General features: G+C 66.6%; 27 protein-coding genes. 13 read left to right on the forward strand and 14 right to left on the reverse strand.

The window, feature by feature from the left end; translation table 11 throughout:
- The first annotated feature begins 9 nt into the window (after positions 1-9).
- Positions 10-984 (forward strand): NAD-dependent epimerase/dehydratase family protein, encoded by a 975-nt coding sequence (locus tag ASE48_RS14590; RefSeq protein ID WP_057167826.1) that lies wholly within the window; start codon positions 10-12, stop codon positions 982-984.
- Here the strand turns inward: ASE48_RS14590 and ASE48_RS14595 are convergent.
- Positions 970-1,524, reverse strand: coding sequence for a helix-turn-helix domain-containing protein (locus ASE48_RS14595; RefSeq protein WP_057167827.1), 555 nt, complete (start codon positions 1,522-1,524; stop codon positions 970-972). The two genes, ASE48_RS14590 and ASE48_RS14595, sit on opposite strands and share 15 nt — an antisense overlap.
- Positions 1,525-1,573: 49 nt before the next feature.
- Between ASE48_RS14595 and ASE48_RS14600 the strand changes: the two genes are divergently transcribed.
- Complete coding sequence (locus ASE48_RS14600; protein ID WP_268766304.1) at positions 1,574-3,172, forward strand: succinic semialdehyde dehydrogenase; 1,599 nt, start codon at positions 1,574-1,576, stop codon at positions 3,170-3,172.
- 14 nt (positions 3,173-3,186) lie between these two features.
- Positions 3,187-3,672, forward strand: a complete 486-nt coding sequence (locus tag ASE48_RS14605; protein WP_057167861.1) for a DinB family protein — start codon at positions 3,187-3,189, stop codon at positions 3,670-3,672.
- Here the strand turns inward: ASE48_RS14605 and ASE48_RS14610 are convergent.
- Positions 3,669-4,790: an NAD(P)H-dependent flavin oxidoreductase gene (locus ASE48_RS14610; protein ID WP_057167829.1), complete on the reverse strand. Its 1,122-nt coding sequence runs from the start codon at positions 4,788-4,790 to the stop codon at positions 3,669-3,671. The genes ASE48_RS14605 and ASE48_RS14610 overlap by 4 nt on opposite strands.
- Positions 4,787-6,451 (reverse strand): acyl-CoA synthetase, encoded by a 1,665-nt coding sequence (locus ASE48_RS14615; protein ID WP_057167830.1) that lies wholly within the window; start codon positions 6,449-6,451, stop codon positions 4,787-4,789. The genes ASE48_RS14610 and ASE48_RS14615 overlap by 4 nt, the downstream gene beginning before the upstream one ends.
- A gap of 87 nt (positions 6,452-6,538) precedes the next feature.
- Between ASE48_RS14615 and ASE48_RS14620 the strand changes: the two genes are divergently transcribed.
- Positions 6,539-7,339, forward strand: a complete 801-nt coding sequence (locus ASE48_RS14620) for a crotonase/enoyl-CoA hydratase family protein (protein WP_057167831.1) — start codon at positions 6,539-6,541, stop codon at positions 7,337-7,339.
- A 139-nt stretch (positions 7,340-7,478) separates the two neighbouring features.
- Here the strand turns inward: ASE48_RS14620 and ASE48_RS14625 are convergent, their stop codons facing one another.
- Together ASE48_RS14625 and ASE48_RS14630 are read right to left on the reverse strand one after the other, a co-directional pair.
- A complete protein-coding gene (locus ASE48_RS14625; protein ID WP_057167832.1) occupies positions 7,479-8,813 on the reverse strand; it encodes an MFS transporter in 1,335 nt (444 codons plus the stop codon).
- A gap of 89 nt (positions 8,814-8,902) precedes the next feature.
- A complete protein-coding gene (locus ASE48_RS14630) occupies positions 8,903-9,499 on the reverse strand; it encodes an FMN-dependent NADH-azoreductase (RefSeq protein ID WP_057167833.1) in 597 nt (198 codons plus the stop codon).
- Positions 9,500-9,582: 83 nt separating this feature from the next.
- Here ASE48_RS14630 and ASE48_RS14635 point away from each other — a divergent pair, with 83 nt between their 5' ends.
- A complete protein-coding gene (locus ASE48_RS14635; RefSeq protein WP_235571207.1) occupies positions 9,583-10,068 on the forward strand; it encodes a MarR family winged helix-turn-helix transcriptional regulator in 486 nt (161 codons plus the stop codon).
- Here the strand turns inward: ASE48_RS14635 and ASE48_RS14640 are convergent.
- The 3 genes from ASE48_RS14640 to ASE48_RS14650 all read right to left on the reverse strand — a co-directional run bounded on the left by ASE48_RS14640 (position 10,065) and on the right by ASE48_RS14650 (position 13,093).
- Positions 10,065-11,279, reverse strand: coding sequence for a cytochrome P450 (locus tag ASE48_RS14640; RefSeq protein ID WP_057167835.1), 1,215 nt, complete (start codon positions 11,277-11,279; stop codon positions 10,065-10,067). The genes ASE48_RS14635 and ASE48_RS14640 overlap by 4 nt on opposite strands.
- A complete protein-coding gene (locus ASE48_RS14645; RefSeq protein WP_057167862.1) occupies positions 11,276-11,956 on the reverse strand; it encodes an acetoacetate decarboxylase family protein in 681 nt (226 codons plus the stop codon). Before ASE48_RS14645 ends, ASE48_RS14640 begins: the two co-directional genes overlap by 4 nt.
- 105 nt (positions 11,957-12,061) lie before the next feature.
- Complete coding sequence (locus ASE48_RS14650) at positions 12,062-13,093, reverse strand: LLM class F420-dependent oxidoreductase (RefSeq protein WP_057167836.1); 1,032 nt, start codon at positions 13,091-13,093, stop codon at positions 12,062-12,064.
- Between the two features lie 59 nt (positions 13,094-13,152).
- On the opposite strand from ASE48_RS14650, the gene ASE48_RS14655 reads away from it, so the two are divergent.
- The 5 genes from ASE48_RS14655 (at position 13,153) to ASE48_RS14675 (ending at position 17,536) form a co-directional block, all read left to right on the forward strand.
- The gene (locus ASE48_RS14655) at positions 13,153-14,154 is read left to right on the forward strand and encodes a Zn-ribbon domain-containing OB-fold protein (protein WP_057167837.1); all 1,002 of its coding nucleotides are present in this window, start codon (positions 13,153-13,155) and stop codon (positions 14,152-14,154) included.
- A gap of 13 nt (positions 14,155-14,167) precedes the next feature.
- Positions 14,168-15,223 (forward strand): thiolase domain-containing protein, encoded by a 1,056-nt coding sequence (locus ASE48_RS14660; protein ID WP_057167838.1) that lies wholly within the window; start codon positions 14,168-14,170, stop codon positions 15,221-15,223.
- 22 nt (positions 15,224-15,245) lie between these two features.
- On the forward strand, positions 15,246-16,418 hold the full coding sequence (locus ASE48_RS14665; RefSeq protein ID WP_162264232.1) for a thiolase domain-containing protein: 1,173 nt from the start codon (positions 15,246-15,248) through the stop codon (positions 16,416-16,418).
- On the forward strand, positions 16,415-16,819 hold the full coding sequence (locus ASE48_RS14670; RefSeq protein WP_057167840.1) for a nuclear transport factor 2 family protein: 405 nt from the start codon (positions 16,415-16,417) through the stop codon (positions 16,817-16,819). Before ASE48_RS14665 ends, ASE48_RS14670 begins: the two co-directional genes overlap by 4 nt.
- Before the next feature lie 84 nt (positions 16,820-16,903).
- On the forward strand, positions 16,904-17,536 hold the full coding sequence (locus tag ASE48_RS14675) for a hypothetical protein (RefSeq protein WP_235571209.1): 633 nt from the start codon (positions 16,904-16,906) through the stop codon (positions 17,534-17,536).
- Positions 17,537-17,539: 3 nt separating this feature from the next.
- Here ASE48_RS14675 and ASE48_RS14680 read toward each other — a convergent pair whose 3' ends face one another.
- On the reverse strand, positions 17,540-18,064 hold the full coding sequence (locus tag ASE48_RS14680) for a gamma carbonic anhydrase family protein (protein ID WP_057167841.1): 525 nt from the start codon (positions 18,062-18,064) through the stop codon (positions 17,540-17,542).
- Positions 18,065-18,174: 110 nt separating this feature from the next.
- Between ASE48_RS14680 and ASE48_RS14685 the strand changes: the two genes are divergently transcribed.
- Together ASE48_RS14685 and ASE48_RS14690 are read left to right on the forward strand one after the other, a co-directional pair.
- Positions 18,175-19,344: a Rieske 2Fe-2S domain-containing protein gene (locus ASE48_RS14685; protein ID WP_057167842.1), complete on the forward strand. Its 1,170-nt coding sequence runs from the start codon at positions 18,175-18,177 to the stop codon at positions 19,342-19,344.
- Entirely contained in the window at positions 19,344-19,817 is a 474-nt protein-coding gene (locus ASE48_RS14690) for a hypothetical protein (protein ID WP_057167843.1), read from the forward strand. The genes ASE48_RS14685 and ASE48_RS14690 overlap by 1 nt, the downstream gene beginning before the upstream one ends.
- A gap of 42 nt (positions 19,818-19,859) precedes the next feature.
- Here the strand turns inward: ASE48_RS14690 and ASE48_RS14695 are convergent, their stop codons facing one another.
- Positions 19,860-20,993, reverse strand: a complete 1,134-nt coding sequence (locus ASE48_RS14695) for an alpha/beta hydrolase (RefSeq protein ID WP_057167844.1) — start codon at positions 20,991-20,993, stop codon at positions 19,860-19,862.
- Entirely contained in the window at positions 20,990-22,231 is a 1,242-nt protein-coding gene (locus ASE48_RS14700; RefSeq protein ID WP_057167845.1) for an MFS transporter, read from the reverse strand. Before ASE48_RS14700 ends, ASE48_RS14695 begins: the two co-directional genes overlap by 4 nt.
- Positions 22,232-22,333: 102 nt before the next feature.
- Between ASE48_RS14700 and ASE48_RS14705 the strand changes: the two genes are divergently transcribed.
- On the forward strand, positions 22,334-23,215 hold the full coding sequence (locus ASE48_RS14705) for a helix-turn-helix transcriptional regulator (protein WP_057167864.1): 882 nt from the start codon (positions 22,334-22,336) through the stop codon (positions 23,213-23,215).
- Here the strand turns inward: ASE48_RS14705 and ASE48_RS14710 are convergent.
- From ASE48_RS14710 to ASE48_RS14720, 3 genes are all read right to left on the reverse strand, one after another.
- Entirely contained in the window at positions 23,212-24,369 is a 1,158-nt protein-coding gene (locus ASE48_RS14710) for a sulfotransferase family protein (protein WP_057167846.1), read from the reverse strand. The genes ASE48_RS14705 and ASE48_RS14710 overlap by 4 nt on opposite strands.
- Before the next feature lie 70 nt (positions 24,370-24,439).
- Positions 24,440-25,222 carry an SDR family oxidoreductase gene (locus tag ASE48_RS14715; RefSeq protein WP_057167847.1) on the reverse strand — a complete coding sequence of 261 codons (783 nt, stop codon included), beginning with the start codon at positions 25,220-25,222 and terminating at the stop codon, positions 24,440-24,442.
- A 2-nt stretch (positions 25,223-25,224) separates the two neighbouring features.
- The gene (locus ASE48_RS14720) at positions 25,225-26,352 is read right to left on the reverse strand and encodes a hypothetical protein (protein WP_057167865.1); all 1,128 of its coding nucleotides are present in this window, start codon (positions 26,350-26,352) and stop codon (positions 25,225-25,227) included.
- Positions 26,353-26,448: the final 96 nt, after the last annotated feature.

Consider the following 26,448-nt stretch of genomic DNA (forward strand, 5'->3'; position numbering starts at 1 on the left):
GAGGTTCGCATGCGCATCGCGGTCACCGGGGGCACCGGCTATCTGGGCGCTCACACCGTGCGCGCACTGCTGGAGGCCGGGCACCAGATCCGGCTGCTGGTCGCGCCGGGCTGCGCCGGCGACGCGGTGATCCCCCGGCTCGCCGCGCTCGGCGAGGCGGACGTCCTCGACGGCGACATCCGCTCGGCCGACACCGTCACCCGCCTGCTGAACGGTTGCGATGCCGTCATCCACGCCGCCGGGGTGGTCGGCACCGACCGCCGCCGCGAGGCACTGATGTGGGAGATCAACGCCCATGCGACCGAAGCGGTGCTCACCCGGGCCGCCGAGGCGGGCTTGGATCCGATCGTCTCGGTGAGCAGTTACAGCGCGCTCTTCCCGCCGCCGGATGGCGTGATCACGGCCGACACTCCCCCGGCGCCGGGACGCAGCCCGTACGCCCAGACCAAGGCGTACGCCGACCGGGCCGCGCGGCGGCTGCAGGAGCGGGGTGCGCCGGTGGTCGTCACCTACCCGTCCAGCGTCGTGGGTCCGGCCTTCTGGACCGCCGCCGGGGTGACCGAACGCGGCTGGGGCCCGATGGTGCGCGCCGGTGTCGCGCCGCGCATGCCGGGCGGCATGCAGATGGTCGACGTCCGCGATGTCGCCGACGTGCACGCCACGCTGATGCACGCCGGGTGCGGGCCCAGGCGGTACGTGTGCGGCGGCCTGATGCTGACGTTCGACGCGATGGTCGACGCGCTGGAGCAGGGATCTGGCCACCCCATCCGGCGAGTACCGCTGTCGCCGAGGGTCTTTCGGGGCATCGGATGGGTAGCCGATGCGTTCGGCCGGGTGGTGCCGCTCGGGGACGGCCTCAGCCACGAGGCGGCGCTGCTGCTGACCGCGGCGACCCCGACCGATGATGCGCGCACGCTCACCGAGCTGGGCCTGACCGGCTGGCGGTCACCACGGCGGGCGATCATCGCGTCATTCGGGCGGTGATGCGCCCAGTGCGGTGCACAGCAGCTGCACCAGCCGGTCCTGCAGCATCGGCGCATCGTCGTCGGCGGCGACGGTGGTGACGAACAACGCCGCGCCCGCCGCCATGGCCAGTGCCGCCCGGGCATCCACTTCGGCGCCGTACCCCTGCGCGGCGAACAGCTCGATCGCCGGTCCGCTGAACCCGGCCCACAGCGCCGTGCGCATCTCGTCGTTCTCCCGCAGCGCCAGCAGCAGTCCGGGAACCGCCTCCTTGACGTCGGGGCGGCCGAACAACAGGTGACTGCCGCGCACCACCCAGTCGATCCACCCCGTGAGGTCCGTGCCGGTGAACGGGGACATGTCGGGGGTCTCGCCGAGGATGGCGTGCAGGACCAGTTCTGCCTTGGAGGACCAGCGCCGGTTCAGACTGGAACGCCCGACCCCGGCGCGGGTGGCCACCAACCGCACGCTCAGTTCGTCCCAACCGACCTCGACCAGCAGTTCCCGTGTCACGGCCAGCACGCGCTCGTCGATCGAGGCGTCCCGTGGCCGTCCGGTCATGCCCCAGATTCAACCGCATCGGCCTTGGTCGGAACCGCCGGTACCAGGTATGTTGGGCGACACCAGCAAGTTACTCACCAGTAGGAGAGTTGCCATGCCCGCTCCGTCCGCCGCCGACTTCGCCCGCCTCCGGGCGTTGTGCGCCATCGAGGACATCGACACCCGACCGTCCCGCCAGATCTATGAGGTGTTCACCGGCAGGGAACTGACCACCATCCCGGTCGGCACCACCGAGGATGTCGCTGCCGCCTTCGCGAAGGCCCGCGCGGCACAGGTCGCCTGGGCCGCCCGCCCGGCCCGCGAGCGCGCCGCCATCATCGAACGATTCCGCAGCCTGGTGATCGAGCACCGCGACTTCCTGATGGATGTGGCGCAGGCCGAGACCGGCAAGGCACGGGCGGCCGCGCAAGAAGAGATTCTCGACATGATGCTCAACGCCCGGTACTACGCGCGTGAGGCGAACCGGCTGTTGTCCCCGAAGCGGGTTCAGGGCCTGTTGCCCGGCCTGGTCAAGACCGTGGTGAATCACTGGCCCAAGGGCGTCATCGGTGTCATCGCGCCGTGGAACTACCCGATGGCGCTGTCCATCTCGGATTCCATCCCGGCACTGCTTGCCGGCAACGCGGTGGTCGTCAAACCCGACAGCCAGACCCCCTACTGCACCCTGGCCAACGCCGAATTGCTCTATGCCGCAGGCATTCCACCCGAGGTGTTCGCGGTGGTGCCAGGGCCGGGATCGGTGGTCGGCACCGCCATCGTGGAGCACTGCGACTACCTGATGTTCACCGGATCGACGGCCACCGGCCGCGCCCTGGCCGAGCAGTGCGGGCGCCGGCTGATCGGGTTCTCCGCCGAACTGGGCGGCAAGAACCCGATGATCGTCACCAAGGGCGCCAATCTCGATGTGGCCGCCAAGGCCGCGACCCGGGCCTGCTTCTCCAATGCCGGGCAGCTGTGCATCTCCATCGAACGCATCTACGTCGAGCGCGAGATCGCCGACGAATTCACCGCCAAGTTCGGGGAGCGGGTGCGCAACATGCGGCTCTCCACTGCCTATGACTTCACCGCCGACATGGGCAGCCTGATGTCCGAGGACCAAGTCAAGACCATGACCAATCATGTCGACGATGCGAAGGTCAAGGGCGCCAAGGTGGTTGCCGGTGGCAACGCCCGGCCCGACCTCGGGCCGCTGTTCTACGAGCCGACGGTGCTCACCGATGTCACCGATGAGATGGAGTGCGGGCGCAACGAAACCTTCGGTCCGCTGGTGTCGATCTACCCGGTGGCCGACGTCGAGGAGGCCATCGAGCGGGCCAACGACACCGAGTACGGACTCAACGCCAGCGTGTGGGCGGCCAGCAAGGCCGAGGGCGAGGCGATCGCCGCGCGGCTGCAGGCCGGCACCGTCAACGTCGACGAGGGTTACGCCCTGGCGTTCGGCAGCACCGCCGCCCCGATGGGCGGCATGAAGGCCTCCGGTATCGGCCGTAGGCACGGCGCGGACGGCATCCTGAAATACACCGAATCGCAGACGGTGTCCACCGCGCGGGTGATCAATCTCGATGCGCCGCTGGGGATCCCACAGACGCTGTGGCAGAAGGCGCTGACCCCGATGATCCAGCTGGTGCAGAAGCTGCCCGGGCGGTGAGCACCGAGCGGCCGATGCCGCCGCTCGACGGGGACGAACGCACAAACCTTGCGAGCTGGCTAGATTTCTACCGGGCCACCCTCGCGGGCAAGTGCGCCGGCCTGACCGACGCGCAACTGCGCACCGCGCCGGTGCCGCCGTCGACGCTCACGCTGCAGGGTCTGCTGCAGCACGAGACCGAGGTCGAGCGGAACTGGTTCCGCCGGGTGCTGCTCGGCGACGATGTGCCCGCCCTGTACGGGCCCCGATCGGTCGAGGGTCACGACGGCGGGTTCGCACCGGCCGACGTGTCCTTCGAAAGTGTCTACCGCACATGGCAGGACGAGGTCGACCGGTCGCGAACCGCCTGCGCCGACCGGCAGCTCGACGACACCAGCCCGTTCATGGGTGGTGCGGTCACGCTGCGCTGGATCTACACGCACATGATCGGTGAGTACGCCCGCCACTGCGGGCACGCCGACCTGATCCGGGAGGCCCTGGACGGGGCCACCGGCGTCTAACTTCCGGCGATGCCGTCGAGACGCTTGGTGGCTTCCTCGAAACCGCTGACCAGTTCGCCGATGATGTCGGCGACGGGGCGGATCTCGTTCATCCGGCCCACGATCTGACCGACCGGCATCGCGACGGCGGTCGGATCCGAGGACTCGTTCATCCGCTGATGGGCCTCGCTGACGAGGATGTTCTGCAGCGGCATGGGCAGCGGGTCGGGTGCGTTCTCGGCATCCCACGCGTCGGTCCAGCGACTCTTGAGCAGCCGGGCCGGCTTGCCGGTGTAGATCTTGCGGCGCACGGTGTCACTGGAGGTGGCGTCGAGCATGGCCTGCTGGATGGTCGACACCCCGGAGGCCTGCCGCACACCGAGGTCGTACTCGGCAGAGGTCAGGAAGGCCGAGCCCATCCAGACGCCTTGCGCACCGAGGGCCAGCGCCGCGGCGACCTGGCGTCCGGTCCCGATACCGCCGGCTGCGAGCACCGGGGCCTTACCGTCGAGTGCGTCGACGATCTCGGGCCACAGGACCACCGATCCGATCTCACCGGTGTGCCCACCGGCCTCATGGCCCTGGGCGACGACGATGTCGACACCGTTCTCGGCATGGCGCAGTGCGTGTTTGGCGCTGCCGGCCAGCGCGGCCACCGGCACACCGGCGGCGTGGGCCTGGTCGATGACATCCTTGGGCGGCGAGCCGAGTGCATTGGCGATCAGCTTGATCGGATGCTTGAGTGCCACATCGACGTGGCTGCGGGCCACCGAGTGCAGCCAGCCCAGCACGCCCTCGGACTTCTCCTCGTCCTCGGGCAGCGGGGGCACCCCGAGATCGGCGAGCGTCTTGGCCACGAAATCGCGGTGCGTCTCCGGGATCAGCTTGTTGATGTCGACGCTGGTGCCTTCGGTGGGGATCTTGGCGGGCATCACGATGTCGACGCCGTAGGGCTTGCCGTCGGTGTTGGCGTCCATCCACTGCAGGACGTTCTCCAGGTCGTCGGCATCGTTGAACCGCACGCAGCCCAGCACGCCGAGCCCGCCGGCCTTGCTGACCGCGGCGGCCACCTTCTCCGACGGGGTGAAGACGAAGATCGGGTATTCGATCCCGAACCGTTCACACAGTTCAGTTCTCATGATGCGGCTCCTGCGTGCTTGGCGTGGATATCGTCGGCGGGTCGTTCCTCGGTGGTGTCCTTGGCCCAGCGGTAATCCGGCTTGCCCGCGGGCGAGCGCTTCACCTCGTCGACCAGCCAAAGGCTGCGCGGCACCTTGTATCCCGCGATCTCGGTACGGACGTGCGCGTCCAGATCGGCCAGCGTCGGACGGGTCCCCTCGCGAGGCTGCACCACGGCGGCGACGTGCTGGCCGAAGCGTTCGTCGGGCACGCCGACGACGAGTGCATCGAACACATCGGGATGTCCCTTGAGCGCCGCCTCGACCTCTTCGGGGTAGATCTTCTCGCCGCCGCTGTTGATCGACACCGAGCCGCGGCCCAGCATCGTCACGCTGCCGTCGGCTTCGACCTCTGCGTAATCACCCGGAATCGCATACCGCACACCGTTGTACGTCCGGAACGTCTCGGCGGTCTTCTTCTCGTCCTTGAAGTAGCCGACCGGGATGTGACCGCATTTGGCGATGATGCCGCGCACACCCGAACCGGGTACGACCTCGTTACCGTCCTCGTCGAGCACCTTGGTGTTCTTGTCGATGGTGACCCGCGGACCGCCGGTGTGCGACTGGCCCTTTGCCACGATGCTCGTGCCACCGAATCCGGTTTCCGAGGAACCGATCGAGTCGGTGATGACCCGGTTGGGCAGCAGCTCGAGGAACTTCTCCTTGAGGCTGGTGGAGAACAGCGCCGCGGTGCTGGCCAACAGGAAGAGCGAGGACAGGTCATAAGGTTCTGATCCTGGGGTGCCCTCGTCCTGGTGTGCCAGCAGGGCGTCGAGCAGCGGGCGCGCCATCGCGTCGCCGGTGAAGAAGAGCAGATTGACCTTGTGGTCGTGGATCAGACGCCACACCTGATCGGCGTCGAATTCCGGTGTCAGCACCACGGTCTGACCGGAGAACAGGGCCATCCAGGTGGCCGACTGGGTGGCGCCGTGGATCATCGGGGGGATGGGCAGCCGGATCATCGGCGCGTTGGCAGCGGCCTGCTTGGACAGGTCGTATTCGTCGGCGATGGGCTCCCCGGTGGCGAAGTCGGTGCCGCCGAACAACACCCGGTAGATGTCCTCGTGGCGCCACATCACACCCTTGGGGAAACCGGTGGTGCCGCCGGTGTAGAGCAGGTAGATGTCGTCGGCGCTGCGCGGGCCGAAATCGCGCTCCGGCGAGCCCTGGGCGAGGGCGGCCTCGAACTCGACGCCGCCGTACCGCTGGTAGTCGTCGTCGGATCCGTCCTCGACGACCAGGACGGTCTTCACGTTCGGCGTCTCGGGCAGCACGTTGGCGACCCGGTCGGCGTAGCGGCGCTCGTGGATCAGCGCGACCATGTCGGAGTTGTCGAAGAGGTATTTCAGCTCGCCCTCGACATAACGGAAGTTGACGTTGACCAGGATCGCGCCGGCCTTGACGATGCCGAGCATCCCGATCACGATCTCGATCCGGTTGCGGCAGTACAGACCGACCTTGTCGTCCTTCTTGACACCCTGGTCCTGGAGGTAGTGGGCCAGACGATTGGCCTTGTCCTCGAGCTGGGCGTAGGTCAGTTGTTCGTCACCACATATGAGGGCGACGCGGTCCGGGACGGCGTCGATTGAGTGCTCGGCAAGATCGGCGATGTTCAGGGCCATGCCCCTAAACTAGAACGTGTTACATTTTTGTTCAAGTAGCGCAGTGTGACAAGTCCGAGTTGTCATCGAGCAGGAAGGCGGACACCCGTGAGCGAGGCCGACGGCACACCCGATGCCCTCATCGAGCAGCGCGGACACACGCTGATCGTGACGCTGAACCGGCCGGAGGCGCGCAATGCGCTTTCCACCGAGATGCTCTCGATAATGGTCGAGGCCTGGGACCGCGTGGACAGCGATCCGGACATCCGGACCTGCATCCTGACCGGCGCAGGCGGCTACTTCTGCGCGGGCATGGACCTCAAGGGCGCCACCAAGAAACCACCGGGCGATTCGTTCAAGGACGGCAGCTACGACCCGTCACGAATCGACGGTCTGCTGAAGGGGCGTCGTCTCACCAAGCCGCTCATTGCGGCGGTCGAGGGGCCGGCGATCGCGGGCGGCACCGAGATCCTGCAGGGCACCGATATCCGGGTCGCCGGCGAGAGCGCCAAGTTCGGCATCTCCGAGGCCAAGTGGAGCCTGTACCCGATGGGCGGCTCGGCGGTGCGCCTGGTTCGCCAGATTCCGTACACCATCGCCTGCGACATGCTGCTGACCGGCCGCCACATCACCGCGGCCCAGGCCCTGGAGTACGGGCTGATCGGTCACGTGGTGCCCGATGGCACGGCGCTGGAGAAGGCCCTGGAGATCGCCGAGATCATCAACAACAACGGCCCGCTGGCCGTGCAGGCGATCCTCAAGACCATCCGCGACACCGAGGGCATGCACGAGCTCGACGCCTTCAAGCCCGATACCGCCAACGGCATCCCGGTGTTCCTCAGCGATGACGCCAAGGAAGGTCCGCGGGCGTTCGCCGAGAAGCGGCCGCCCAACTTCCAGATGAAGTAGCGGCCCACCTACCTGGCGCGGCGGCACAGGAGCCTGTCCGCCTACCGTGATTGAGCCTGGGCGGCCGAAGCTGCACCAGGCTGAACTCCGGTAGACCTCGGAGCCGATCTGCCTTAGATTGGGCTGCCCGGCCTCAGCGTCACCGCAGGAACGCCGAGCCCCGCTCGCGATCGAGGTAGGTGTCGGACTTGTTCTTCAGGAAGAACAGGTACACCACCAGCGATATCGCGATACACACCGTGACGTAGCCGATGAACAACGGCACCTGATCGCGCGCCTTGAGTGCCTGGTAGATCAGCGGCGCGGTGCCACCGAACATCGAATTCGCCAGCGCGTAGCCGACTCCCACACCCAGTGCGCGCACACGCGCCGGGAACAGCTCCGACTTCACCAGGGCGTTGATCGAGGTGTAGCCGGTCAGGATGATGTAGCCGACACCCACCAGCAGCAGTGACATGATCGGCGACTGCGTCTGCGGCAGATAGGTGATCAGTACGTAGGTGTAGAGGACACCGCCGATGCCGAAGAAGACCAGCAGCGGTTTGCGGCCGATCCGGTCGCTGATGATGCCACCGATGGGCTGCAACAGCATCAGGAAGATGAGCCCGATCAGGTTGATCCATGTCGCGGTCATCGCCTGGTCCTTGTAGGTGGCCTTGACCATCGCCGGGGCGTTGACGCTGTAGGTGTAGAACGCCACGGTGCCACCGAGGGTGATCAGGAAGCACAGCAGCAGCGGCCTCCAGTACCGGGTGGCCAACTCGCGGATCGAGCCGGCGCCGGTGTCCTCGCCGGACCGGATGGCGGCCAGCTGATCCTCGGACAGCGACTCGTCCATCGAGCGGCGCAACCAGAACACCACGACGGCGGCCACACCGCCGATGGCAAAGCCGATGCGCCAGCCGAATTCGCGCAGCTGCTCGTCGGTGAGCACGGTGTCCAGGACGAGCAGGGTGAACTGGGCCAGCACGTGCCCGCCCACCAGCGTCACGTACTGGAACGACGAGAAGAAGCCGCGACGCTCGCGGGTCGCCGCCTCGGACATGTAGGTGGCCGAGGTGCCGTACTCACCGCCGGTGGCGAATCCCTGGACCAGTCGGGCAAGGATCAGGATGACCGGCGCGGCGATGCCGATGGTGGCCTGCGAGGGCACCAGTGCGATCACCATCGAGCAGGCCGCCATCAAAGAGACACTGAACGTCAGCGCGGCGCGCCGGCCACGCCGGTCGGCGTAGCGGCCGAAGAACCAGGAGCCGACCGGACGCATCAGGAACGTGACGGCGAAGATCGCGTACACGTAGATCGTCGAGTTCTTCTCCGATTCATCGAAGAACTGCCCCTCGAAGTACGACGCGAACACCGTGTAGATGTAGACGTCGTACCACTCGACCAGGTTGCCCGACGACCCCCTGATGGTGTTCCAGATGGCCCGCCGGGTCTGCGCCGGCGTAGAGATCGGTGTCGCTGTGGTCATCGCCTCATCATGGGCGATGAGGCGCCGCCGACGGGAAACCTTTGCGCGACATGGCCCGGTTTTCTTGCAAAGTCCTCACACAAGCGGCCCTAGACGGCGACCTCCCGGGCCTCCCACAGCAGGTCGATCTGCGCCTGGCCGTCGGCGAGACTCTGCGCCGCCAGCCCCTTGAGCTCGGCCATCGCCGGATTGGTGTCGGCCAGGGTGAATTCCACGACGATGAAGCGAGATTCCAATCCGGTCATGGACAGCGCGTGCGCGAGCCAGCCCTGGGCGTGGTCCCAGCCTTCACGCGGCGCGCCGGGGCCATAGCCGCCGCCGCGGGTCTCGATGGCCACCAGCTCGGTGCCCGCCAGCAGTCCTTGACCGGTGGCGAAGTCGACGGACAGGCCGTCCACGAGGACATGATCGACCCACGCCTTGACAGTGCTCGGCGGCCCGTAGTTGTAGAGCGGCAGTCCCAGCAGGACCGCGTCGGCGGCCTTGATCTCGTCGACGAGTTCGGCGCTGATCGGCGCCGAACGGCTGGGGTCCAGGTGTGGCAGCGGATGTGCCGCCAGATCGCGGTAGGTCACCGTCCCGCCCGGATGGGCGGCCCGCCAGCGATCGACGGCGCGGGCGGTGAGACGACGGCTGACCGAACGGTCCCCCTGGACCGACGAGTCGATATGGAGCAGGTGCGACATAACTGACCCCTTACTGATAGTTTGTGTAGTACAAACTATCTATACCACGGTATCGATATGTGTATTCCCGTACTCTTGCCCAGGTGAGTGACAGTCCGGTGCGCGACCAGCTGGTGGGGCCGTTACTGGACCTGCTCGCGCGCAGGCTGCGTGGTGCCGCGGAGGCCGAGCTCGCCGCGTTCGATCTGCGTCCGCGTCACGTCATCGGGCTGACCCTGTTGCGCGACTTCGGCGAACACAGTCAGGCCGCGCTCGCCGCAAGCCTCGGCATCGATCCGACCAATGTGGTGGCGCTGCTCAACGAACTCGAATCGGCCGGGCTGATCGAGCGCCGCCGGTCCCCGCAGGACCGCAGGCGCCACACCGTCGTGCTGACGCGGGCAGGTGGACATCGCCTCGCCGAGATCGAGACCGCCCTGGCCCGCCTGGAGCACCGACTGTTCGCGGCAATGGACAGCGAGGAACAGGCGGCGCTGTACGAACTGCTGCAGCGCGCCGCATCGGCCACCGGCGGAACCCCTGGGTCACCGGAGCTCGGGTGCCCCGGTGCCGCAGGCGAGAGTTGTTAAGGCCGAACGGGTTTCGTCGGGGTGAACACCACCGGCATAGACTCCAGTCCGCTGACGAAGTTCGCCGGCCGCAGCGGCAGCATGTTCTCGTCGGCCAGCCTCAGATCGGGCAGCCGCTGTAACACCTTGTCCAGCATGATCTTCAGCTCCAGGCGCGCGAGCTGGTTCCCCATGCAGAAGTGTGTGCCGAAGCCGAAGGCGACGTGGTTGTTCGGGTTGCGGTCGATCCGGAAGTTCTCCGGGTCACCGAACACCTCCTCGTCGAAGTTCGCGCCCTCGAACATCAGCATGATCTTCTCGTCCTTGCGCAGCTGGGCGCCGTGGAACTCGGTGTCGGCGGTGAGGGTGCGGCACATGTTCTTCACCGGCGAGGTCCAGCGCAACATCTCCTCGATCGCCATCGGCAGCTTCTCCGGATCGGCGGTGAGCTGGTTCCACTGATCACGGTGACGCAGAATCTGTTCGGTGCCGCCGGAGAGGGTGTGCCGCGTCGTTTCATCGCCGCCGATGAGGATCAGCAGCGTCTCCATGACGATCTCGGCGTCCTCCATCCGCGAGCCCTCGACCTCGGAGTTGACCAGGATCGAGAACAGGTCGTCGGTCGGTTCGGCGCGCCGCTTGGTGATCACATCCATGGTGAACGCGGTGTAGGCGGCGAAGGTGTCCATCAGCAGCTTGATGGTCGCCTCATCGACGTGGGAGCTCAGCCCGCACACCAGGTCGTCGGACCACTTGAGCAGTAGATCGCGCTCCTGGGGCAGCACGCCGAGCATGTCGCCGATGACGGCCATCGGCAAGGGGGCGGCGATATCACGGACGAAATCGCACTCGCCCTTCTCGCACACCGCGTCGATCAGGGTGTCGCACAGGTTGCCGATCGACGGCAGCTTGTCCATCACCCGCTTGCGGGTGAAGCCGGCATTGACGAGCTTGCGGCGCAACAGATGTGACGGGTCGTCCATATCGATCATGTACGGCATGCCGGGCTGGTCGGGGCGAATGCCCCCGGCGCTGGAGAACAGCTCGGGGTTGCGCTCGGCGTCGAGCACCGCGGCATGGCTGACCGCGGCGGCCTGCCCCGTGCGGTCGCGGAACACCGGTTCGTGGGCCCGCATCCACCGGTAGGCCTCACGCGCGGTCGTGCCGTCCGCGTAGAACCGGCCGTCGGCCAGGTCCACATCGGGACGCGTCTCGGTCAAAACCTCAGTCATGCAATCTCCTTGGCATCGCCGAATGTCATTTGTACGTTTTCAGCCGAACTGGAGATGAATGCGCGTTTGGGCAAACCGAGCGCGGCCAGTTCCCGGCCGATCGGGTGCCCGCCGAGTCGCACCGACACTCCCCCGGGCCGGTACCGCACCCCCGAAAGCGTCATCTCCCCCGCCGTTTCGCGGGTGACCCCGTCCAGATGCGAGTACGTCGGATGAACCTGCGGTTTCGACGTCAACGCCGCGGGCACTGCCAGTCCCTTGCGGAACTCCATGCTCACAGCGTGCCGGCCGTCGATGTTCACATCGAAGCCGAAGCTCTGGCCCTCACGAACCGTGAAGTCCGCCATGACCTTCGGGTAGCCCCAGATATGGCGGCCCGCTTCCATGGTGAACGCGCCGTCAACCGGTAGGTGGTGGATGAACGCCGCTGCCTCACCCAGCGCCCGCAGACCCGACGCCGTGGATCCCGGCGGGTTCACCATCACATTGGTGCCGTATTCCAGATACGGCCCGAGGTCCCCGTCGACGTAGTGCATCAACATCAGGATCACCATGGCGCGCCCGCGCCCGTACCGGCAGACCTGCAGTCCGCTGTAGTCGATCATCCGCTGCGCGGCATCGGCGTCGACCGGGAACATGGCCATGTGCTGGGTCGCCCGGCGGATCTGCACGGGCATGGTCACGGTTTCACCCGCGATCACGTACTGGGATGTGGCGTGGGTCACGCGCCCCAATGTAGGGCTCGCAGTAGACACTTTGCAAGGAAGTGTCTAGTCGGCGAGTTACACCAGCGCGGCGAGATCTTTGATCTGCTCGCTCGATCGGGCGCCGACGACCATCATGGTCACGCCCGCGGCCTCCCAGGCGACGATCTGTTCCTTGACGTAGTCGAGGTTGCCGACGATCGCCGAGTCGTCCACGAGCTCATCGGGGATCACCTTGGCCGCCTCGTCCTTGCGGTCGGTACGGAACAGTTTGGTGACGTCGTCGACGACCTCGGAGTACCCCATCCGGCGATACACGTCGGCGTGGAAGTTGGTGTCCTCGGCGCCCATCCCGCCCATGTAGAGCGCCAGGTGGGGCTTCATCAGTTCCATGATGGCCGGCCGGTCATCGGTGACGACGACCTGTGCCGTCGCGCAGATCTCGAAGGTTTCCCGGGTACGCCGCGCGCCGGGGCGGGCGAAACCCTCATCGAGCCATTCGTTGTACATGCCCGCGATGCGCGGTGAGTAGAAGATGGGCAGCCAACCGTCGGCGACCTCGGCGGCCAGAGCCACGTTCTTGGGCCCCTCGGCGCCGAGCATCACCGGGATGTCGGCGCGCAACGGGTGGGTGATCGGCTTGAGGTTCTTCCCGAGCCCGGTGGTGCCCTCGCCGGTCAGCGGCAGCGGGTAGTGCGGGCCGTCGCTGCGCACCGGGGCCTCGCGGGCCCAGACCTGGCGCAGAATGTCGATGTACTCGCGGGTGCGGGCCAGCGGCTTGGGGAACTTGGCGCCGTACCAGCCCTCGACCACCTGCGGCCCGGAGACGCCGAGGCCGACGATGTGCCGCCCGCCGGAGAGATGATCGAGCGTCAGCGCGGCCATGGCGAGCGCGGTAGGGGTGCGGGCCGAGAGCTGCAGCACCGAGGTGCCCAGCCGCATGCGGGTGGTCTCGCGGCCCCACCAGGCCAGCGGGGTGTAGGCATCCGAGCCCCAGGCCTCCGCGGTGAAGACGGTGTCGAAGCCCTCGGCTTCGGCGGTGGCGACCAGTTCGGCGTGGTCGGTCGGTGGCTTGGCGCCCCAGTATCCGAGCTGAAGACCCAACTTCATCTAACTCACCTCTCGACCCATGGTTGAAACCATTCTTAGAACCTGTTCTACTCGATGCCGTGACCACAGGCCAAAGCAGCCCGGTGCAGATCGACGAGCATGAGCGGCCCCTCTCGGCGCCGCTGAGACTCTCATTCGACTACACCCGTTCAGTCGGACCGCTCCTATCTCAGTTCTTCACCGCACTGCGTGAACGACGCATCGTCGGCGTGCGCGGTTCGGACGGCCGGGTGCACGTACCACCCGCTGAGTATGACCCGGTCACCTACGAAGCCCTGACCGAGGTCGTGCCCGTCAGCGCCGTCGGCACGGTGCAGTCCTGGACCTGGCAGCCGGCGCCGCTGGAGGGCCAGCCGCTGGACCGGCCGTTCGCCTGGGCGCTCATCAAACTCGACGGCGCAGACACCCCCCTGCTGCACGCGGTGGACGCCCCGGAGGGGTCCATAAAGACCGGTGACCGGGTGCACGCGCACTGGATCGACGAGCCGGTCGGTGCGATCACCGATATCGCCTGGTTCGTCCCCGGAGAGGACTCGGAACCAGAGGGCCAGCCCGATGACCGCGATCCGGTCACCGTGCAGGTGAGCCCCAGCTTCATCGAGATCCAGCACACCGCGTCGCTGCCCGAGACCACCTTCCTCAAGGCACTCGAGGAGGGCAAGCTGCTCGGCGGCCGGAGCCGGAGCGGGCGCGACGGCAAGCCCGGCAAGGTCTACTTCCCGCCCAAGGAAGCCGATCCCGCAACCGGTTTGGCGCTCGATGAGTTCCTCGAGCTGCCCGACGTGGGCACGGTCACCACGTTCGCGATCATCAACATCCCGTTCCCCGGGCAGCGGATCAAACCGCCCTATGTCGCGGCCTATGTGTTGCTCGACGGTGCCGATATCCCGTTCCTGCACCTGGTCGTCGAGATCGATCCGGCCGATGTGCGGATGGGTATGCGCGTGCAGGCGGTGTGGAAGCCCCGCGAGGAGTGGGGCCTTGGCATCGACAACATCGACTATTTCAAGCCCAACGGCGAACCCGATGCCGACTACGACACCTACAAGCACCACCTGTAAAGGGCCCGAACTGATGACCGAAATCGCAGTGGTGGGCTTCGCACACGCGCCCCACGTCCGCCGCACCGACGGCACCACCAACGGCGTCGAGATGCTGATGCCGTGTTTTCACCAGCTCTACGAAGAACTCGGCCTCAAGCAGACCGATATCGGGTTCTGGTGCTCGGGATCCTCGGATTACCTTGCCGGTCGCGCTTTCTCGTTCATCTCGGCCATCGACTCGATCGGCGCGATCCCGCCGATCAACGAGTCGCATGTCGAGATGGACGCCGCGTGGGCGCTCTATGAGGCCTACATCAAGCTGCTCACCGGCCAGGTCGAGACCGCGCTGGTGTACGGATTCGGCAAGTCCTCGGCAGGCACTCTGCGCCGCGTGCTCGCCCTGCAGACCGACCCCTACACCGTTGCGCCGCTGTGGCCGGACTCGGTATCGCTGGCCGGCCTGCAGGCTCGCGCCGGGCTGGACGCCGGCACGTGGACCGCCGAGCAGATGGCCCAGGTGGCACTGGACTCCTATGCCGCCGCAGGCCGCACCGACCGGGAGGAGGTCACCGGCGACATCGACGAGCTGCTGTCCCGGCCGTTCTTCGCCGACCCGTTGCGCCGCCACGACATCGCCCCGATCACCGATGGTGCGTCCGCGATCGTGCTGGCTTCCGGAGACAAGGCCCGCGAACTCCGGGAGAACCCGGCCTGGATCACGGGTATCGAGCATCGCATCGAGACACCCATCCTGGGCGCCCGTGACCTGACCTCCTCACCGTCGACGGCGGCCTCGGCCAAGGCGGCCACCGGGGGCGACGCCGGTTCGATCGACATCGCCGAGATCTACGCGCCGTTCACCCACCAGCAGCTGATTCTCACCGAGGCGATCGGGCTCGGGTCGCAGACGACGGTGAACCCGTCCGGTGGCGCGCTGGCCGCCAACCCGATGTTCTCCGCAGGCTTGGAGCGCATCGGCTTCGCCGCTCAGCACATCTTCGACGGCTCCGCGCAGCGGGTGCTGGCCCATGCGACCAGCGGCCCTGCGCTGCAACAGAATCTCGTCGCCGTGCTGGAAGGGAAGTAGCGAAGTGGCTGCATCAAAGAATTTGGCCGCGGTGCTGGGAACCGGGCAGACCAAGTACGTCGCCAAGCGCCATGACGTGTCGATGAACGGCCTCGTGCGCGAGGCGATCGACCGAGCACTCGCCGATGCCGGGTCGACGTTCGACGACATCGACGCCGTGGTGGTCGGTAAGGCGCCCGACTTCTTCGAGGGCGTCATGATGCCCGAGCTGTTCATGGCCGACGCCACCGGTGCGACGAACAAGCCGCTGATCCGGGTGCACACCGCCGGTTCGGTGGGTGGCTCGACCGCCATCGTCGCGGCCAGCCTGGTGCAATCGGGCAAGTACAAGCGCGTGCTGACGATGGCCTGGGAGAAGCAGTCGGAATCGAATGCCATGTGGGCGTTGAGCATTCCGGTGCCATTCACCAAACCGGTGGGCGCAGGCGCGGGTGGGTACTTCGCTCCGCACATCCGCGCGTACATCCGGCGCTCGGGCGCCCCTGATCACATCGGCGCCATCGTGGCGGTCAAGGACCGGCTCAACGGCGCGAAGAACCCGCTGGCTCATCTGCACCAGCCGGACATCACCCTGGAGAAGGTGATGGCCTCCCCCATGCTGTGGGATCCGATCCGCTATGACGAGACCTGCCCGTCGTCCGACGGTGCGGCGGCCATGGTGATCGGCAACGAGGAAGCGGCGGAAGCGCATCTGGCGAACGGAAATCCCGTGGCGTGGATCCACGCCACGGCGTTGCGCACCGAGCCGCTGGCCTACGCCGGTCGCGATCAGGTGAACCCGCAGGCCAGCCGCGATGCCGCGGCCGCACTGTGGCGTGACGCCGGGATCACCTCCCCCATCGACGAGATCGACGCCGCCGAGGTCTACGTTCCGTTCTCCTGGTATGAACCGATGTGGCTGGAGAGCCTCGGTTTCGCCGCCGAGGGCGAGGGCTGGAAGCTCACCGAGGCCGGCGAGACCGCGATCGGCGGGCGTATCCCGTTCAACGCCTCCGGGGGTGTGCTGTCCTCCAACCCGATCGGCGCGTCCGGCATGATCCGGTTCGCCGAATCGGCCATCCAGGTGATGGGCAAGGCCGGCGACCACCAGGTGCCCGGCGCACGCAAGGCCCTTGGTCACGCCTATGGCGGTGGCGCACAGTACTACTCGATGTGGGTCGTCTCCAGCGACAAGCCGGCGCCCACACCGGCATGACGGAGCGCCCGGTCACCCTGGCGGGCCGGCGGTCGCGGGAAGCGGCCGTCGCCCGCGACAAACAGACCTGGCTCGACCTGTTCGCCGATGACGCGATCATCGAGGACCCGATCGGGCCGTCGCATTTCGACCCGGAGGGCAAAGGCCATCGCGGTAAGGACGCCATCGCGGCGTTCTTCGATATGGCGATTGCGCCCAGCGAGCTTGAGTTCCACTTCGAGAAGTCCTACGTCTGCGGCGACGAGGAAGCCAACACGGGCCACATCGTGATCGTCGCGAGCGGCTACCGGGTCATCGCCGAGGGCGTGTTCACCTACCGGGTGAACGCCGACGGCAAGATCGCCGCACTGCGCGCGTACTGGGAGCTGGACAAGGCGGCAGCCAGCGCGCAGCCGGTGTAGGGCCGGCGCGAAGCAGCCCGGGAATCGAGCCGGCCAGTCGCGTACCGTGGTAGGCGATTTCATCCTGCACACCCAGAAGAGCTGTTGAGTTTCACATACATGTTGTCCCGATCACACTTTGCCGCCGCCGCCCTGCTCACCGTCACCATCAGCGCCTGCGCACCCGCCGAACCCGGCGGTGGTGCGACCAGCGCTCCGGCGCCGACGCTGCCGGCGTTCACCACCAGCTCCACCACCACGTCGGCGACTGCGGCGCCCGAGGACACCGACTACCGGGATCTGCTGCTGACGGCGGGTGATCTCACCGACGCCGACGACACCTTCGTGGAGCGCTCCCGCGAGCCGTCGCCCGACGGTCACGCGGGTGCGAGCGCGTTCTTCGTCAACGAGCAGGACACCCGCGCCATCATCGACACCGTGTTGATCTACCCGGACGACGCGGCCGCTGCGGCCGCGCTCCAGCAGGCGGTCAACACCAGGAAAGTGTCCGGCGATCCGCAGCCGATCGGTGTCGGTCAGGGCGGCGTCCTCATCCGGGGCACCCGCCCGGATGAGGACAAGGCGGTCACCCTGCTGTTGTTCACCGCAGGTCCCGCACTGGTCCGGATCGAGTTCCAGAGCGCCGACGGGGACGTCACCACGGATCCGTTCGTCACCAGCGTCGGCAAGATGCAGCAGATCGCGCTGCGGATCGGCCTCGCCGACAACCAGCAGTAGCGCTCACACCTCCTTGAGCCCCGCGCGGTAGCGCAACGCCAGCTCGCGGTAGATCTCGGAGCTGGTCTTCACCCACCTCTCGGCGCCGGTTCCGGCGACCGGTCCGCGGATCTTCGCCGGCGCGCCGGCCACCACCACTTCGTCGGGGATCTTGGTGCCCGGAGTCACCAGCGCGTGCGCAGCGACCAGGCTGCGGGCGCCGATGACGACGCCGTCGAGCACGGTGGCGTGGTTCGCGATGACGGCGTCGGCACCGATATGGGCGCCGTGCACGACGCAGGCGTGCCCGATGGTGGCGCCCGGTCCCACGTCGACGGGGATGCCCGGCGGTGCGTGCAGCACCGATCCGTCCTGCACGTTGGCGTCGGCCCGGATCACGATCGGGGCGAAGTCCCCGCGCAACACCGTGTTGAACCACACCGAGGCGCCCGCTTCCACCGTGACGTCGCCGATCAGCGTGGCCGTGGGGGCAATGAATGCCTCCGGGTCGATTCTGGGTATACGGCCTTCGAACGAATAAACCGGCATCGTCTACATATACAGCGTGGTCCGCGCAGGTCGCAGAGTTTACGTTGCGCTATGGCGGCACAAAACTGTAACGTGTTCTAGTTAGAGAGACCAGATACGGGAGGCCCACCGTGACTACCGAGACTGCCGGCATTCGTGAAATCGACACCGGCGACCTGCCCGACCGCTATGCCCGCGGGTGGCACTGCCTAGGCCCGGTGAAGGATTTCCTGGACGGCAAGCCACACAGCGTCGAGATCTTCGGCACCATGCTGGTGGTTTTCGCCGACTCCGAGGGTCAGCTGAAGGTGCTGGACGGGTACTGCCGCCACATGGGCGGAAACCTCGCCCAGGGCACCATCAAGGGCGACACCGTGGCCTGCCCGTTCCACGACTGGCGCTGGGGCGGCGACGGCAAGTGCAAGCTGGTGCCCTACGCCAAGCGCACGCCGCGGCTGGCCCGCACCCGCGCCTGGGATACCGACGTCCGTGGCGGCCTGCTGTTCGTGTGGCACGACGCCGAGGGCAACCCGCCGCAGCCCGAGGTCCGCATCCCCGAGATCCCCGAGGCCGCCGACGACCAGTGGACCGAGTGGCGCTGGAACACGATGCTCATCGAGGGCTCCAACTGCCGCGAGATCATCGACAACGTCACCGATATGGCGCACTTCTTCTACATCCACTACGGGCTGCCCACGTACTTCAAGAACGTCTTCGAAGGCCATATCGCCAGCCAGTACCTGCACAATGTGGGCCGCGCGGACATCAACGACCTCGGCACCACTTACGGTGAGGCACACCTGGATTCGGAAGCCTCGTACTTTGGGCCGTCCTTCATGATCAACTGGCTGCACAACAATTACGGCGGTTTCAAGGCCGAATCCATCTTGATCAACTGCCACTACCCGGTGAGCCAGAATTCGTTCATGCTGCAGTGGGGTGTCATCGTCGAGAAGCCCAAGGGCCTCGACGAAAAGACCACCGACAAGCTGGCCCGGGTGTTCACCGAGGGCGTGTCCAAGGGCTTCCTGCAGGATGTGGAGATCTGGAAGCACAAGACCCGCATCGACAATCCGCTGCTGGTCGAAGAGGACGGCGCCGTCTACCAGATGCGCCGCTGGTACCAGCAGTTCTATGTCGACGTCGCCGATGTGACCCCGGAGATGACCGACCGGTTCGAGATGGAGGTCGACACCACCGCCGCGAACGAGAAGTGGGCCGTCGAAGTTCAGGAGAACCTGCAGGAGCAGGAGAACCTCAAGCAGGCGGAACAGAAGGAATCGGCGGAGCAGTCGAGCTGATGACCACCAGCAACGAGCAGGCCCAGACGCCCGACGTCGATCGTCTGGCCCGCTCGATGCTGCTACTGACCGGGCACGACGACGATGACGACCATGGTCGGTCCGAGGCCAGTCCAAGTACCGGAAACTGGTCCAAGGCACCCGATTTCGGGTCCGATCCGCAGCGCGCCGCGGCCGTTCACGAGGCCACGGCACGCGACAAGGAACGGTATCTGACAGCCGGGCTGGCCTCGGTGGACTGCCGGTTCTGCCACGCGACCGTCCAGGTCAAGAAGCTCGGACCCGAACACACCACCGTGCAGTGGAACGGCCAGGCGGCCAAACGCTGCGCCGTCTTCGACGAGATCCGCTCCACCGGTGGCGATCCGGCGCGCGCCAAGTCCTGCCACCGGCTCACCGACAGCATCCGGCACGCCATCGCCGAGGGGTGCCTGGAAGAGATATCCAGCGCACCGTCCCCCGGCGACGGCTGATCACGCGTCGGCCCGGTCACCTGCCCGCCGGACCTGATGCGCTCATGACCGGGCGCTCAGGTGGTCGCGGAAGAAGGTGGACAGCGTGTCGAACGGGATGAGGTCGACGCGATCGTAGAGATCGACGTGCCCGGCGCCCGGAACGAGCACCAGTTGCTTGGGCTGAGCCGCCAATTGATAGGCCTGCTCGCTGAATTCGCGTGAGTGGGCCTGATCGCCGGTGATGAAGAGCATCGGCCGCGGCGAAATGGTCTCGATACCCTCGAACGGATAGAAGTTCATGAATCGCACGTTGCTGCTCAGCGTGGGATGGGTGGTCGTATCCGGGCTGTGGCCCCGGCCCGTGCGGTAGAAATCGTAGAACTCCCGGTCGATGGCGCCCGACTGATCGGTGAGCTCCTCGGGTGTGCCGCCGGTGTATTCGACGTCCCCACCGGCGAACTCGATATCGCGTTGCTGCGCCGCTCGTGTCAGCATCTCCTGGCGCTGCTCGGCGGTCACCGAATTACGTAGCCCGTTGCGGGCGGCGCCGCCCATGTCGTACATGCTGACGGTGGCGACTGCCTTGATGCGCGGATCGATCTTGGCCGCGCTGATGACGAAGCTGCCGCTGCCGCAGACACCCAGCGCGCCGATGCGTTCGGTGTCGATGAACGGTTGGGTGCGCAGGTAATCGACGGCCGCACTGAAGTCCTCGGTGTACACGTCGGGGGCCACCAGGTTGCGTGGCTCACCGGCGCTCTCACCCCAGTACGACAGATCCAGCGACATGGTGACGAAGCCCTGTTCCGCCATCTTCGTGGCGTACAGGTTGGCGCTCTGCTCCTTGACCGCACCCATCGGGTGCCCGACCACCATCGCCGCGTTCTTGACGTTGCGGTCGAGATCGTTGGGAACGAAAAGATTACCGGTGACATCCATCTGGTATTGGTTCTTGAAGGTGACCTTCTGCACGCTCACCCGGTCGCTGACGTAGAAGTTGTCGGCTCCGTCGGACAGGTCCCCCTGTGCGAGTGGGGACGTCCGCTCAGCAGGCGTCGACGCGGGCGCGCGATCCTGCTGCTGCGCGGTGCAGCCTGCGGTGACGACGGCCAGCACGGCGGCCACTCCGGTCAGCGCCCTCAGCCGGCGACTGCCGGATTGCTGTCGCGGGGCTGTTCTGGTGGTGATGTTCATGCTGCGTACTCCTTTGTTCTCGGGGTTGGGGTCGGTTGCGCCGAGGCTGGTGTGGTGGCCTGAAATGCCAGTGCGGCAAGCGGAATCAAGGTCAGCGCAGCGATGACCGTGCCGACGACCGGTGGGCCGAGCTCCCGAAGTGGGGACTCCAGCGCCCGGCCTGCCGCCCACGACCCGACGGCGGTGCCGAGGTTGAACGCCGACGTGGCCAACGCCGAGGCCAGCGTCGGGGCGCGATCGGCGAAGCGGACCGCCAACGCGATGAGGATGGGGTTGACCGTCATCGAGGCCAGGCCCAGCAGGACCAGCAAGGCGACCGTCGGCCACGCCTGGCTGGACAGCAGGCAGATCGCGAGTAGCACCGCGGCGGTGGCCGCCGCAGCCGTCAGCGTGGTGGCGTACGGGTGCGTGTCGCCGAGGCGGCCGCCGAGGAAGGACCCGGCCAGCGCGCCGACGCCGAACCCGACAAGTGCCAGGGCCACCAGTTCACCGGGCAGTCCGGACCGCTGCGTCAGCAGGGGTGCGACGTAGCTGTAGGTCGCCAGGGTGCCGCCCATGATCATCGTGGCCGAAGCCAGCACCAACCACAGTCGTCGCGAACGCAGGCCGGCGAACTCTGCACGCACCGAGGGCCGGCCCCGGTTCTGGTCGTCGTGGGGGACGAAACGCACAATGAGCGTTGCGGCCACGATCGCGAGTCCGGCGAGGACCCAGAACGGGCCGCGCCAGCCGATCCACTGACCGGCGAACGCGCCCAGCGGGACGCCGATGACGTTGGCCAGCATCCCGCCGCCGAGCACGATGCCCAGCGCCCGTGAACCGGCCGCGGGCCCGGCGGTGCGGCTCGCGACGACGGCGGCAACCGCCCAGAACGCGCCGGTGGCCAGGGCTGTGCAGAAGCGGGCGACCAGCAGCAGCGCGAATCCCGAGCCGAGGGCCACGACCACATGCCCGATTGCGAACACGCACAGGGCCATCGCCAGGGTCACCCGCCGCGGAAGCCGCAACGTCACGATCGCCATCGCCGGGGTGCCCACGATCATGCCGACGGCGAAGACCGTGATGAGCAGACCGGCCGCAGCATTCGAGACCTCGAGATCGCGGGCGATCTCGGGAAGCAGCCCGGCGATGATGAACTCGGTCGTTCCCATCAGGAACGTGCCGATGGCCAGGACATAGGTGACGAAGGGCAGACGCGCGGGCGGCGCGGATCGGAGGGCGGGTCGACTCGGGTCCATGTCTACGAGGAAACGGGATCCGGGACCGGTCAGGGAGTTCCTGAGAAGGGGTGTACCGACAGTGCATCCCAGAAATCCCGGTCCGCTCGTACCGTGGTGAGCATGGACAACCGTGCCGAAGTCCGCGAATTCCTGATGACGCGGCGGGCGAAGATCACCCCGCAGCAGGCCGGGCTGCCCGAAATCGGCACACGCCGGGTGCCGGGACTGCGCCGCGGCGAGGTCGCGTCACTGGCCGGGGTCAGCATCGAGTACTACAGCAAGCTCGAACGCGGCGGCCTGGGCGGTGTGTCCGCGTCGGTCCTCGACGCTATCGCCCGGGCTCTGCAACTCGATGACGCCGAGCGGTCTCACCTGTTTCATCTCGCGCACGCCGCCGATGGCACCAGCGCAGGCATGCGGCCCCGGCGCCGGCCGGCGAAACGCTGGACCCCGCGACCCAGCTTGGTATGGGCCCTCGACACATTCAGCGCCCCCGCGATCGTGCGCAACGGCCGGATGGATCTGCTGGCGGTCAATCACCTCGGCCGCGGTATGCACTCGTCGCTCTACGAGAGAGATCCCACGCGGCCGCCGAACTTCGCCCGGTACACCTTTCTCGATGAGGATTCGCGCCGCTTCTACCCGCATTGGGACGAGGCAGCCGACGTGTGCGTGGCCATCCTGCGGACGGAGGCAGGCCGTGACCCCTTCGACGATTCGATGCAGGATCTGGTCGGTGAACTGTCGACCCGCAGCGCCGAGTTCCGCCACCGGTGGGGCGCCCACGATGTGCGTGCGCACGGGGCCGGCGCCAAGACCTTCCATCACGAGGTGGTGGGCAACCTCGAGCTGTCCTACGAGAGCATGGACATGATTTCCGATCCGGGGCTGACGCTCACCCTCTACATCGCCGAACCCGCGTCACCGACTGCGCACGCCCTGGATCTGCTGGCGTCCTGGACCGCAGGCCTGGCACAGGAAGTGGTGCCCGGCGAGGTCTAGAGCCCTCTGAAGCGCTCCCTGACCTGCTCATCGGTCAGCCCGTAGTCGCTGAGGGAGTAGGTGTGCTTCGGCGCGCGCGGCCCCTTCTTGCTCTCCTCATGGCTGTCCGAGATCGCCTGCCGGGCCTCATCGGTGAAGTCGATGCCGAAGGTGCGGTAGATGCCTTCGACGGCACCGACCGGATCCTTGATGAACTCGAAGTAGTCGACATCGCAGAACTGGGCCGGGTCGTGCTTGGCCCGTTCGGCATCGAACAGTTCCAGCCCACGCGACCAGGTCTCCAAGGAATCCTCACCGATCACCTTGCCCGAGAAGCTGTTCGACCAGCCCTCGGTGGTGTGCTGGGCCAGTGAGCACATCGAGGCCATGATGGTCTCCGCCGGGCGGTGGCACTGCACCACCAACGCGTCCGGATAGGTCGCGAACAGCGCATCGAGGGCGAACAGATGACTGGGATTTTTGAGCACCCAGCGTTTCTCGGGTTCGTTCAGACCGATCAGCTGCAGATTTCGGCGGTGCCGTTGATACGACTTGGTCCAGTCCTGCTGTGCCAACCACCGCGAATAGGTGGGGATGTGAGCCAGCGTCTCATAGGACACCGAATGCAGCGACTGACGCAGCAGTTGCCAGCATTCCTCGACCTCGTCGGCGGTCATGTAATGCAGGCCGGTGTAATCCGGATTTTCCTCGTGCGCCTTGCTGAACTGCGCGTCGAGTTGTTGAAACACCGGGTTCTGCGACCAGGTTTCGCGCGGCGGGCGCGGCTGCGGAAATTCGGCGAGCCACAGTTCCAGACCCTGGTGCCGCGGGTCCGCGGTGAGCAACCGGTGGATCACCGTCGTCCCGGTGCGCGGCAGCCCGGTCACGAAGATGGGGCGCTCGACCGGCACATCGGCGTGCTGGGGGAACTGCTTGAACGCCGCCTCCGACACCAGCCGGGCCACCAGCGCGTTGCGCACGAAGAAGCGCTGCATCTTGCTGCCGAACTCGGTCAGATCGGCATCGCGCTGATAGGACTCGAGCAGGACGCTCAGGGCCTCTTTGTAGTTGTCGTCATCGGAGCCGAAATCGTCGAGCCCGCAGGCCTTCACGGCCGATGCGTGCAGGTCCTCGACGGTACCGACATTGGTACGAGATGTGCTGGCGCTACTCATTGCTCGACTCCCACTCGCTCCGGTCCTCGCTCGTACCTCGCTGCGATCCTCACTCGCGCTCGTCTTCGCATCAGTAGTGGTACTCCCCGCAGTTGACATCCAGTGTCTGCCCGGTGATGCCGCTGGACAGATCGCTGGCCATGAACAGGATGGCCGAGGCCACCTCGTCCTCGGTCGGCAGCTTCTTGAGATCGCTGTTGGCGGCGGCCGCTTTGTAGATCTCGTCCACCGTGGTGCCGTACTTGCCGGCCTGGTGTTCGAAGTAGCTCTGCAGCGTGCCGCCCCAGATATAGCCGGGCAGAACGGAGTTCACCCGGATTCCGGCCTCCCCGAGCTCGCTGGCCAGCGACTGCGACATGGCCAGCAGCGCGGACTTGGCCATCTTGTACGCACCCTGTTTGGGGTCGGAATGCCGGACCACCATCGAGTTCACGTTGACCACCGAACCTTTCGCCTCGGTGAGCGCGGGGGTGAAACCCTGGATCAGCCGCAGCGCGCCGAGCACGGTCAGTTCGATGGTGTCGCGGATGTGGTCGAAACTGGTCCGGGCGAACGGTTTCATCGACGGCACCCGGAACGCGTTGTTGATCAGCACGTCGACCCTGCCGAACTCCGCGATCGAGGTGGACACCAGATTGGCGACCTGCTCCTCGTCGGTGATGTCGGTACCGACCGCCAGGGCACGCCGGCCCAGCGCCGTGACCTGACCCGCGACATCCTCCAGCCGTTCCACGGTGCGGGCCGCCAGGATGAGATCGGCGCCCTCCTCGGCACATCGACGGGCCAGTGTGGTGCCCAGCGCCGGGCCCACACCGCTGATGACGACGACCTTGTCCTGCAGCAGACCTGCCATGCTCAACCCACCATTCTTTCGCCGATCAGCTTCTGACGCAGTGCGATTCGCTTCCGCCAGTCCTCATCCGAGATCTTGTTCGATTCGTAGTACGGCAGCGCATCCGCGACGTCGGCCACGTCGAGGATCTGCAGGGTCGGTCCGTCGGTCTCGGTCAGCTCCCGTGAGACACGCTGCCAGCGGAACTGCAGATAGCCCTTGCCGTGCCCGAGCGTCTCGCACCAGTTCGCCACCCCGGGATTGGCGTCGGACACCACGATCCGGATCTTGCCGTCCGGATCGGCCAGTGCCTGAGTGCCGTTCAGCGATGTCTGGTGGTTGATGTAGTCCAGCGAGATGTACCAGAGGCTGCCCAGCTGGAAGCCGATATAGGGCGCGTCGGTGACCGGCAGGGTGATGACGATCGCCTGCTGCGGGGTCAGATCGAAATGCCCGACCGAGGAGTACTGGGTGGCCAGCCCGCCGGGGGTCAGCCGCGGTGCGGTCAGCGTGTTCACCGGCAGGTTGTCGTAGAACCATTTCGGGAACTGCAGCCACGTCTTCACCCGCTGGATGAGTTGCTTGCCCGCGACGGCGTAGCGCTTTTCGATGAGTTCCTTGGTCAGCGCGGGCGGCGCGGTACCCACGGTGTCGGTCCGCGCGATCGCGAATGTGCCGCGCTGCGCCGACCAGTCGTTGTAGACCTCCCGGATCACCAGCTGCGCGGGCTTGTCCGGGGTGAATCGCCATTCGAAGGTGCCGTCGGCGGCGATGTCGAGTTTGCGGTCGTCAAAGGCGGACTCGCTGTCGGGCACGACCTCATCGGTGTACTCGCCGCCGATCAGCTGGAAGCTGACATCGGTGGTGGTGCCGCGCCGGCCGGTCACCACATATTCGTTGCCGGGCTGGACGCGGGTGCCGAAGTACATGGTGTCGGGATTGTCCAGGCCCATCTTGGTGAAGGGCCCGGTGCCGCTGTGCAGGAACGGGTGATCGCGGTCGTAGTCGAAGGCGACATGCGTGCAGGCCGCGATGCACCCGGCCAGGTACTGCAGACCTTCCAGCAGGTCGGCCTCGGACTCGATGAAGGGTGCCTCGGCGACCAGGCGCTCGGCCTCGGCGATGGCTTCCACCAACGGCTGTGAATACATGGCTTCCATTCTTTCGGTCCAATATTGGACCGAAGTGGTAGAGTTTCCGCTCCCGAGACTAGAACGCGTTCTAGTTCGAGTCAACGTCCGGAGGTG

It is taken from the genome of Mycobacterium sp. Root265 (assembly GCF_001428895.1).
Taxonomy (GTDB): Bacteria; Actinomycetota; Actinomycetes; order Mycobacteriales; family Mycobacteriaceae; genus Mycobacterium.